Raw genomic sequence first — 11,094 nt, 5'->3', positions numbered from 1 at the left:
TAAATGATTCAGAAAAACTGAACAGTAAAAATGAACAACAAAATGTTTCTGTATCAGAAAACACAAATAATGAACAAACAAATGATTCAGTAAACCTGAACAGTAAAAATGAATCGAAAAGTATTTCAGTATTAGAAAACAAAACTAATGAACAAGCAAACGATTCAGATAAACTGAACAGTAAAAGTAAATCTAAAAGAGCTTTAGTTCAAGAGGAGAATGATTTCCTAAGTCAATATGAGCTATTAAAGCGTAACCGTAAGCCGAGAGTAGAAGATACACATACGCGCGATACGTATCTTATTCGCAATGATTTGTTGGCACGCTTTAATAAGTTGGCCGAGAAGCAAGAAAAAGGATTTAAAATGAGAATGGTGAACTATCTATTGGAAAAAGAATTGGATAAAATCGAAAAAAGACAAGGCGGAATTCTATGAGGGAGTTCTCACAAGTCGAGGAACTAATAGAACAGTTAGCCAATGAATTTATTAAAATAAATGAACGACATACTGACCCTCTAAAGGCAGAAACAATAAAGCAAGAAGCGTTGGATTCATACAGTGTACTTCTAAACCAACAGATACCAGCTAAAACGTTGTTCATATATGCTAATCAGCATGCTGATTCACTGAAAGCAAAACTTCAAGATGGAGAAGTATCTAATAAAGAATTTATACAAGCTAAAATCGATATTCTTGAAAGATCTCTGCGTATAAAATCGGTTGACTATCTTAAAGAATTAGTACCTTTTAATACAAATATTGCTCAACACGCTTTATTTTCTGCTAAACCAAAGAATGTAGCAAAGCAAGGTGGAATGAGTGTTGATGGTGTTCGTTCTGTGTATATTCGAAGTAAAAGCGGAGATGTACTAACGACTTATGATGCGAGAGTCATGGCTGCGATACAATCTTTATGGTTTAAACAGAGTGGGAACAAGCCTACTGTAGAACTTAAATACGCGGATATTTTAAATGAACTGGGATTAACGGATGGTTCCAGCAATTATAAACGTATTCAAGAATCGTTAATTCGCTTAAAAGACATAGAGGTGACACTAACACAGTATCAACGCTCAAAAAATGCAGAGTATGAAGAGATAGCTTTTACTCGACTTATCGATCAAATTGTATTTCGCCGAAAGGTCAACACGACGGATAACTTTCAGCGTAAATTTGAAATCAAGCTGCCAGAATGGTTAGTAGAAGCTAATCAAAATGGAAGTTTATTTGATATTTCCCTTATTATGATGAATGATCTGAAATCTTATTTAGCGCAGGGAATGTATTGGCTTATTGCTTCCTATTCAGAGGATCATACCGTTAAGTTAGAGCTTTCAACATTGGCAGGACATTTTCATTTTATTGATGATGGGAAACCGATCATGCCGGTCTATAAAATCGTTGAGAGAATTACACAAGCATGTGAAGAACTTAAACAAGTAGGATTTATAGGTGCTTATTCGTTTTCTGGAAAGAAACAAGGATTAACAGATCGTTATTTAACGGTTGAAAAAAATCCTGTTTTTATCAATGTGCCTATTAGGGAAGAGTTACCAGAACAGGTTGTGTTGTGGGAAGATTGAAAGTGTACGGGTTGTAGATGAATCTTTGATACGAAGGATAAATAAGGTAATATTCAAGAAAACTTTTGGAATAAACAGAAGAGAGAGCCAGGTGGCTCTCTCTTCAGACTGTAGACAAACTCGATATTGAATTGAGAATGTTTAATTTTAAATAAAAATGGGGTCCTCAGATCGATTTAAAACGATTTTTTTTAATTGAGATGAGTCTCCCCACATAAAAATCGTTATGTCGCAAAGTCCTTTCGGACTTTGTCGACACTCTGAAGAGAGAGCCAGGTGGCTCTCTCTTTTTAATATAAAAATGACGATATATCTAATGATGAGTGTGACTGAGAAAGTACAATTGTTAATCAGGCTCACAATAAGTTGAAAGGGTTGAGAAGAAATGCATGATCAGTGTCCGGATTGCGAAAGCTTTGAATTAGAAACTGTTGAAAATGGTAGTGGTGCAAATGCTGCTTTGACAATTCCCGAGGAGGGAATATTTGAAGAGGAAAAATATCAAATATGCCGTGTTTGCGGTTGGGAAGGTTGATTTTGAAAGACGACAAAATACTATGATCCAATGGCGATAATAGGGCAAATATACAGAGTTTAGTGTTGGACTCCTATAAATTTTATTTTATTATTGAGAGTTATAAAACATCCGTTTTAGTACGGAAATTATTATAAAACATCCGTTTTAGTACGGAAATGAGTTGAAAAAAAATTTAAATTCTTGAATAGAGAAATGAACAGTGTCTCATTCTGTCGAAACATCCATTTTAGTACGGAAAACGAGTTAAAAACATCCATTTTAGTACGGAAAACGAGTTAAAAACATCCGTTTTAGTACGGAAAATTACAATTGGACCAGTTTGCCATTTTTCGATAAATTATCGTATCATAGTAATAGATTAAAAGATTGATGTAAGTAGAGTAGTTTATACATAAAAAGAAAAGCCCCACCATCTAAACATTAAATGAGTGCCGAAGTTTGCCGACCGAAACATTCATTTAATGAACCATTAGGAGTGAGAGCTTTACTTTATTATTCGTTTTCGTATAGGGATATTATACTCTACCGACGAAAAAAAAGTAAAGTCAAACTCTCTCTTTCCTATTGCCTTTTTTGGTGTGCATGGGATGAAAGGGAGTTTTTTATTCCCCATAATTCCTCTTTTTAGTGTTACAACTCCATTTACATTATCCAACTGAATAAGCGGGCGTTCGAATTACTTTTTAAATGAAGTACTTCGAAGGCTTAATTTCCTATTGTCTTTTTAGGAGATATTTAGTCAAGGTGAGCTTCGCCAGCTCGGTGGGATCAGGAGACCACGATAAAATACCTGCCCAAATCATGTGGCGTGCCGGGTGCTAGTGGTTTGGTGTTGTCGGGGGTTGTCACGTATTGGCCGTGACCACTTGCGCCGTATGCTGGGCGCGAAGTGAAGCTTCATTCTCGTAGTCTGTCTACTTAACCGGGGGCAGACATCCCGGCAAAAACGAAGTGTGGCCCATTATACGATGTGACTCCATCGCGGGCCATGACCGTTCCGAAAAGTACGTGGTAAAAGCTCAATGGAACCTTGCTGGAAACCGTTCAAGGGAGAGCAGACCACGGTTTGAGAAGTTGCTGAAAAAGCTGTAGCGGCGGATTGGTCCATAGGAACCGTAACCAATCCGAGGGCATGACCCTCATAAGTAAGCAAGCCGTATAGTACGGCGTGGCAGAAACAACTCCTGGGAGCCGTTCCCCAATGCGTGACGGCCGAGCCATTCTGTTCATCTTAATCTCTTTAGGCTGTTTTTATTTTTTTTGAAAGCCTATCGGGATAAGGTGAACTGTGTCCACCACGCACGATCCATCATCTTAACTTCAGTTTAGTGTGTCAAGTAGAAAGTTGGTTAAATAATGTTACGTAAACAGTTCACCTTTAATGTAGGGGTGGGTGTGGGGAGGCTGATTTCAATTATAAGCGAGCTTTTAGCTCGCAACTTTTTGTTTTTTTTGAAATTGTGGATATGTATAATTTTTAGTAGCTTTATTCACATGGCTGATGGGGTAATAGATAAAGTTTTAGAGATAACTATTGTGAAAGAATCATATGATGCAAGATTATAATAGTTGCTAATTGAATTTAGTAGACATCTAGATGACCTCTGGCCGCACCTGCGGCCCAACAACTATTAATTACAAGATGGTTATTTGGATAGGGAGTTCGTGGTATAATTAGGATATTTTTAGGAATGGGTGGTGTTTTTTATAGAGGATTTTCTTATTATTGTTACGATCGCAAGCATTTTGTATCCAATGAGGAATATTCTTGGTAGTATAACAAAGTTTTGTATTTTTGGATTAATGGTTTACACAATTTTTTCTGATTATGCTGATAATTGGTTCCAAAAATTCATCTTTTTATCCATTTTAAGTATACCTATTCTTGTTAATTTTATATTTAGATTTTGTAGACATAAATTTTTAAAAATATAATGCAAAACGGTTATGATTATATTGGAGCAAGGGTGTATATGGAAGTTGATGTAGTATGTTAAGGGGACTTATCAGCCATCGTTAGGCTACTTCAAACTAATAATGAACAGCAAATCAGTAATTATGCAGATATTTGAAGTTGGATGAGCTACCACTTGAAGGTTTAAAAGGTATCTGATAAACCAATTCTTTAGGTGGAACGGTTGAATCTATGCAAATGTTAAGAGGATGTTAAATACAATCTACAGCGCTGCAAAGCCCATAATTGAAAGCTTATCTCAATTATCATGACTTACCTTAGGTATACCTATTAAAGCTAGCCTGAGTGCTGGCTTATTTTTTGGAATTTCAATCCTTTCTTTTGGCGTGCGACAGCCGTGCCTTCTTGCGTCCGCTCTACGATATCAGGTCGAGTTCGAACTCGACCTGATATCGTAGAGGACGAAAGACGTATAAGAGAAGAACTTGAAGGACTTCGAATTAATGAGGAGAAGCACGGCTCATATTGGTGGTCCTCCTCTGGCTTTATCGACACTTTGGAAGACTCCGGAGGGTTTATTCCATTATTAAGTTATCACTCATGTTATCGTATTCACTTAGCACACCGTTTTTGAATTTAACTAGTGATAATTCATACATCCAAGTTTCAAAATTCAGGTAACTGCTTATTGCATCAGGTTTTCCCATAACTTGCTCAACCGTTTCCTTGGTATCTCCAATTTCAAAATAGCCTTTCTCCAGATCTGATGGATCGGTTTCCGGTTCTCCTTCTTGAAGATATTCAACTAATGATGGTGCTTCATCTTCTTGATCAACTTCCTCCACTTCAACTGCTGTAGTGTTAATGACATCCTGCTTTTCTCTAATTGCGTCTATCTCATCATATAAAGTTTTTATTGTCTCGTTCTTAATATTCTCCCTTTGTAGACTAATTTCTTTCATAATCTGCTCTTTAAACTCTTCCATTTCTTCCGTAGCTATATTGTAGTCATTTGCATTTGTCCATCCAGTATCTGTTAAAGTTTTGGTTTCACCCGTGATTCTGTTAATCATGACAGGGTATTTTTGCTCCAACTTATCGTACTTGTACATGGTTGGATATACGAAGATACCAAAAGCTACAATGCATAAAGGAATAAGGAATAATAAATACTTCTTGTCTTTCAACACATCCACCCCGTTATAATCCGCATCTGTTACGGTACTTGTCTGAATATGGTAGTAAATAACTATTTTATCCTGAAAATCTCTTTATGGATAGTATTTGTTATATTTCCTGACTGCTACTATACATCGCCTTCTTTTCGTTTTTTTAGATGGAAAATAACACACTGAGATCCAAAAAAATGATTTTAAACATAGTAAGCCTGTCTAGACGAAAAAAATCCATCTAAGATCCGCTACGTATCGCTGCAGGCCGCTCTAGGTTCCTGACTGTTGCTAAAACACCGCGCCACAGAGCCTATGAACTAAGCGAGCAGATGAGTAAAGACATGGGAAGCATCTCCGTTAATGCAATGAAAGGTAAAATCACTCAAGTAAAAGTAAAATGAGATAGGTGAGCCTCTTTTTACTAGTATAATGTTTTTATAAATTTATCCTCGAAGTTTGCAGAGATAATATAAAATAATGTTATAAGGGAAACGACAAACTGCACTAAAAACATAAGGGGTGTACATGATATGAAATCGAAGTTAGCGATGACGGAAGAAGATATTAAAAATAAGTACATAACACCAGCAATTGTCGGTGCAGGATGGGACTTAAAAACTCAGGTTCATTTTGAACATAGTTTTACAGATGGACGCGTAATTGTACGCGGTAATATGACGACGAGAGCAAAACAAAAGCGTGCAGATTATTTATTAATGCATAAAAGTAACTATCCTTTAGCAATTGTCGAAGCAAAAGACAACAAGCATCCAATTGGCGGAGGGATGCAGCAAGCACTTGAATATGCAGAAATACTAGATATTCCATATGCTTATAGCTCAAATGGAGATGCATTTGTGGAGCATAATCGATTAACGGGAGAGGAGCGCACAATTTACTTGCATCAGTTCCCCTCCCATGATGAGTTGTGGCAGCGTTATACAAACGATGCAGGACTGAATGAGCAACAAAAACAACTAATTGATGAACCGTATTACTATAAGCTTGGTGATAAAACACCGCGATACTATCAACGAGTTGCGATTAACCGTGCGATTGATGCGATTGCAAAAGGGCAAGATCGTATTATGCTTGTCATGGCAACTGGTACAGGGAAAACATATACAGCCTTCCAAATTATTTACCGTTTATGGAAAGCAGGCGTTAAGAAACGTGTGTTATTCCTAGCTGACCGTAACATTTTAGTTGATCAAACTATGGTGAATGACTTTAAACCTTTTGAAAAAGTAATGACGAAAGTAGAAAACCGTAAGTTAGATAGTTCATATGAAATCTATTTATCTTTATACCATCAATTAGCAGGTGATGAAGGAAATGAACCGTTCCTTCAATTCCAACCCGATTTTTTCGATTTAATCATTATTGATGAAGCTCATCGTGGTTCAGCGAAAGAGGAGAGTCGCTGGCGTAAAGTATTAGAATATTTTAATGCACCAGGTACAACGCATATTGGGTTGACAGCTACGCCGAAGGAAACAAAAGACACTTCTAATATCACGTATTTTGGTGAACCAGTTTATACTTACAGCTTAAAACAAGGAATTGATGATGGCTTCTTAGCACCTTATAAAGTAATTCGTGTAGGTCTTGACCGTGATTTAGAAGGATATCGCCCAGAAAAAGGAAAGCTTGATATGTTCGGGCAAGAAATTGAAGATCGGGAATATAACACAAAAGATTTTGATAAAAGTATGGTCATTGATGACCGGACAAATATCGTAGCAGGGCGTGTCACCGAGTTTTTAAAGAAAAATGATCGTTTTGCAAAAACAATTATATTCTGTACAGATATTGACCATGCAGAACGTATGCGAAGTGCTCTCGTAAACTTAAATCAAGATCTAGTGAAAGAGAATTCGAAGTACATTATGCGTATTACGGGTGATAATCAAGAAGGAAAAGCACAGCTTGACAATTTTATTGATCGATCAAGTCAGTATCCAACAATCGTTACAACATCCAAACTACTGACCACAGGCGTAGATGCAAAAACATGTAAATTAATTGTGCTCGATTCAAATATTAACTCGATGACAGAGTTTAAGCAGACTATTGGGCGTGGTACGCGATTAGATCCTGAGTATGGCAAAGAATACTTCACAATTATAGATTTCCGAAATGTAAGCCGTCTTTTTGCAGATCCGGAGTTTGATGGAAATCCAGAAGTGATTTTAGAAGTATTAGAAGATGATGAAATGCCAGACGATACATCTTCTGAAGAAGGCTGGGACAATCCAGAAACTGAAGGAGGTTCAGATAGCGGGGACCCGGGAGAAGGTAGTACTGGCCGTGTGAAATATCGTGTAAATGATGTGAATGTGCAAGTTGTCAGTGAGCGTGTGCTTTACTATGACGCCAATGGGAAGCTCATAACAGAGAACTTGATTGATTACACGAAGAAAAATATTCGCAATGAATACGCTACTTTGGAATCTTTTTTACGTAAATGGAATGAGACAGAACAAAAATATGCTATTCTAGATGAGCTGAAAGAACAAGGGGTGTTATTAGAAGCCTTGTTTGAGCAAGAACCGCAGCTTCGTGAGCTAGATGAATTCGATTTAATTTGTCATCTAGCTTTTGATCAGCCACCACTAACCAAAGCAGAACGTGCGAATAACGTGAAAAAACGCGGTTACATTTACGAATATCAAGACGTTGCGCGTGATGTGTTAGAGCTGCTGTTAGATAAGTATATGAACGAAGGGATTCAAGAGATTGATGGTACAGAAATTCTAGAGCTACCAGAATTCCAACGTTTCGGAAGCTCACTTAAAATTGTCAAAGCTTTTGGTGGAAAGAAAGGTTACTTAGCTGCTTTAAAACGTCTTAAAGACGAAATTTATGTTTCATAGGAGAAGGATAACTACATGTCAATTACATCTTTTGTTAAAACACTACAAAATATTATGCGGAATGACGCTGGGGTATCAGGGGATGCCCAGCGTTTAGAGCAAATTGTATGGATTTTATTTTTGAAAGTTTATGCGGCGAAAGAAGAAATGTGGGAACTACATGATGATGATTATGTATCCATTATCCCAGAGGAATGTCGCTGGGAAAACTGGGCTGTCGATAAGAAAGACGGTCAAGCGTTAACAGGTGAAACGTTACTAAACTTTGTGAACAGTTCACTCTTCCCTACATTAAAAGGACTTGAAGTAGATGAATATACACCTGTCAGCAAATCAATTGTAAAGTTTGCATTTGAAGATGCGAATAACTACATGAAAGATGGTGTTTTGCTCCGTCAAGTTATCAATGTGATTGACGCTATTGATTTTACTGATTATACAGAGCGTCATGCATTTAATGAAATTTATGAGCAAATCTTAAAAGACTTACAAGCGCAGCGAGCATCAGGTGAATATTACTCCCCACGTGCGACAACAGATTTCATGGTACAAATGCTAAAGCCACAATTAGGAGAACATGTGGCTGACTTTGCCTGTGGTACTGGCGGTTTCTTAACATCATCACTGAACTACTTAATCAATCAAGTAAAAACGACAGAGGACCGAGAGCTATACAATAATTCGGTTTTCGGTTTTGAGAAAAAAGCGTTTCCGTATCTCTTAGCTATCACGAATTTATTACTTCATGACATTGATAATCCGGTGATTGTGCATGGTAACTCACTTGAGAAAAATGTTCGTGACTATACAGAAAAAGAAAAATTTGAAGTGATTTTGATGAATCCTCCGTACGGTGGTTCAGAGAAGGACAGTATTAAAATTAACTTCCCTCTCGAATTACGAAGCAGCGAAACAGCTGATTTGTTCATTTCGGTCATTATGTATCGCTTAAAGAAAAATGGACGAGCAGGCGTAATTTTACCTGATGGATTCTTATTTGGTGAAGATGGTGCAAAGTTAGCGATTAAAGAGAAGCTTATTAAAGAATTTAACTTACACACGGTCATTCGATTGCCGCATAGTGTATTTGCTCCTTATACATCCATTCATACAAATATGTTGTTCTTTGATAACACAAAACAAACAGAGGAAGTATGGTTTTACCGTCTAGACATGCCAGAAGGATATAAAAACTTCTCGAAAACACGTCCCATTAAACTAGAACATTTCCAGCCTGCAATGGACTGGTGGGAAAACCGTATCGAAATGATTGATGGTAAAGATGAAAAGGCACGTATGTTTACAGCACAAGAAATCATCGACCACAATTATAATCTCGATTTATGCAAATTCCCTCAAGAGGAAGAAGTCATCTTAGAACCAAAAGAACTGATTGAAAACTATATTGCTGAACGTTCAAGGCTGAATCATGAAATAGACAATATTTTAGCCGAAATTCAAGAAATATTAGGTGATGTAGAATGAATGCGAAGCAACTAAAAGATTCCATTTTGCAATATGCCTTGCAGGGGAGTTTATTTAATGATTCAAGAGAGAATGCCATTACTTTATACGAAGCTATAAAAAATTATCAACAAAAACAAATAGAATCAAAGTTGATAAAAAAAGTTAAAGAGGAATACATCGTTGATTTAAAAGAGGTACCATTTGATATTCCTGTTAATTGGAGATGGGTTAAGATCGGGGATATTTTCAATGTAAGAGGCGGGAAAAGAGTACCTCGTGGATATAAACTTTTAACCACAAAAACACCTTACGTTTATCTAAGAGTTGCAGATATGAAAGATGGTAGTATTACATCAAATGACTTACATTATGTAGATGAAGAAGTATATCAGGGTATTAAAAATTATACTATTTCTAGTAATGATTTATATCTAACAATAGCTGGAACAATAGGGAAAGTAGGAATAATACCAGAAGAATTTGATGGTGCTCTTTTAACAGAAAACGCAGTTAAAATTGAAATAAGCCATGTAAATAAACTATTTGTTAAATTATTACTTGAATCACCAATTGTACAAAATCAGTTCCAACAAGCTGTAAATAAGGTTGCACAGCCTAAGTTGTCTATTCGCAATATTAATCAAGTAATGATTCCATTACCACCATTATCTGTGCAATTAGAATTAATTAATAGAATTAGTGAGTTAGAAAGAAAAATAAAATTATATAGTGAATTAAAGTTAGATATCGATTTATTAAATAGTAATTTCCCTATGAATTTAGAGAAATCTATTCTTCAATATGCTATGCAAGGTAGATTGGTTGTGCAAGATCCGAATGATGAGCCAGCACAGCAGTTGATTGAGAAAATACAGTTAGAAAAAGAGAGATTAATTAAAGACAAAGTTATTAAGAAAGAAAAACCTCTGCTACCGATTACAGAAGAGGAGATTCCTTTTGATATTCCGAGTAGTTGGGAGTGGGTGAGGTTGGGTGATATAAGTAAAGTGATTGAGTATGGTACTTCTCAAAAAACATCGGAGTTCGAGCAAAAAGTACCTGTACTTCGTATGAATAATATTGTTAACGGAGAGATTTCTTACGATAAATTAAAATATGTTAATGAAGATATTAAAGATTTACCAAAACTTTATTTGAAGCATCAAGATATATTGTTTAACAGAACAAATAGCTATGAGTTGGTAGGAAAAAGTGCTTGTTATAAAGGCGAAGATAATAGATTTAGCTTTGCATCATATTTAATTCGTGTTGAAATTTTAAAAACTTTTGTATCTCCAATATATATTAATTACTATCTAAATTCATATTTGTGTCGAAAAACGCAAATAGAACCCCATATAATTCAACAGAATGGCCAAGCTAATTTTAACGGTACTAAACTAAAAAATATTATTATTCCATTACCACCCTTAAAAGAACAGAATAGAATTGTCCAACAAATTGAAAAGATGTTACTTGTAAAAAACAAACTTAATAATGCTTTTTAGTTTAATATTTTTAAGAAGCGAAGCAATTCGCTT

Annotated in this window: 7 protein-coding genes; 6 read left to right on the top strand and 1 reads right to left on the bottom strand. The window is 36.0% G+C overall.

Annotated features, from left to right (window positions below; genetic code table 11):
- The 3 genes from H9647_RS23885 to H9647_RS23875 all read left to right on the top strand — a co-directional run.
- A partial coding sequence (locus H9647_RS23885; RefSeq protein WP_191804750.1) for a hypothetical protein occupies positions 1–437 on the top strand: 437 nt, incomplete at its 5' end.
- Entirely contained in the window at positions 434–1,585 is a 1,152-nt protein-coding gene (locus H9647_RS23880; protein WP_191804748.1) for a replication initiator protein A, read from the top strand. The genes H9647_RS23885 and H9647_RS23880, both read left to right, overlap by 4 nt.
- Positions 1,586–1,970: 385 nt before the next feature.
- Positions 1,971–2,120: a hypothetical protein gene (locus tag H9647_RS23875; protein ID WP_191804746.1), complete on the top strand. Its 150-nt coding sequence runs from the start codon at positions 1,971–1,973 to the stop codon at positions 2,118–2,120.
- Between the two features lie 2,493 nt (positions 2,121–4,613).
- Here H9647_RS23875 and H9647_RS23870 read toward each other — a convergent pair.
- Complete coding sequence (locus tag H9647_RS23870) at positions 4,614–5,225, bottom strand: hypothetical protein (protein WP_191804744.1); 612 nt, start codon at positions 5,223–5,225, stop codon at positions 4,614–4,616.
- A 515-nt stretch (positions 5,226–5,740) separates the two neighbouring features.
- Between H9647_RS23870 and hsdR the strand changes: the two genes are divergently transcribed.
- The 3 genes from hsdR to H9647_RS23855 are packed head-to-tail and all read left to right on the top strand — an operon-like array spanning position 5,741 to position 11,061.
- Positions 5,741–8,086 (top strand): EcoAI/FtnUII family type I restriction enzme subunit R, encoded by a 2,346-nt coding sequence (hsdR, locus tag H9647_RS23865; protein WP_191804742.1) that lies wholly within the window; start codon positions 5,741–5,743, stop codon positions 8,084–8,086.
- Between the two features lie 15 nt (positions 8,087–8,101).
- Positions 8,102–9,571: a class I SAM-dependent DNA methyltransferase gene (locus H9647_RS23860; RefSeq protein ID WP_191804740.1), complete on the top strand. Its 1,470-nt coding sequence runs from the start codon at positions 8,102–8,104 to the stop codon at positions 9,569–9,571.
- Positions 9,568–11,061 (top strand): restriction endonuclease subunit S, encoded by a 1,494-nt coding sequence (locus tag H9647_RS23855; RefSeq protein ID WP_191804738.1) that lies wholly within the window; start codon positions 9,568–9,570, stop codon positions 11,059–11,061. The genes H9647_RS23860 and H9647_RS23855 overlap by 4 nt, the downstream gene beginning before the upstream one ends.
- Positions 11,062–11,094 lie beyond the last annotated feature (33 nt).

The sequence above is a fragment of the Paenibacillus gallinarum genome, assembly GCF_014836635.1.
In the GTDB taxonomy this organism is placed as follows: Bacteria; Bacillota; Bacilli; order Paenibacillales; family Paenibacillaceae; genus Paenibacillus; species Paenibacillus gallinarum.
Note: the sequence above shows the minus strand (reverse complement) of the source record. Positions and strands in the feature narration are given on the sequence as shown.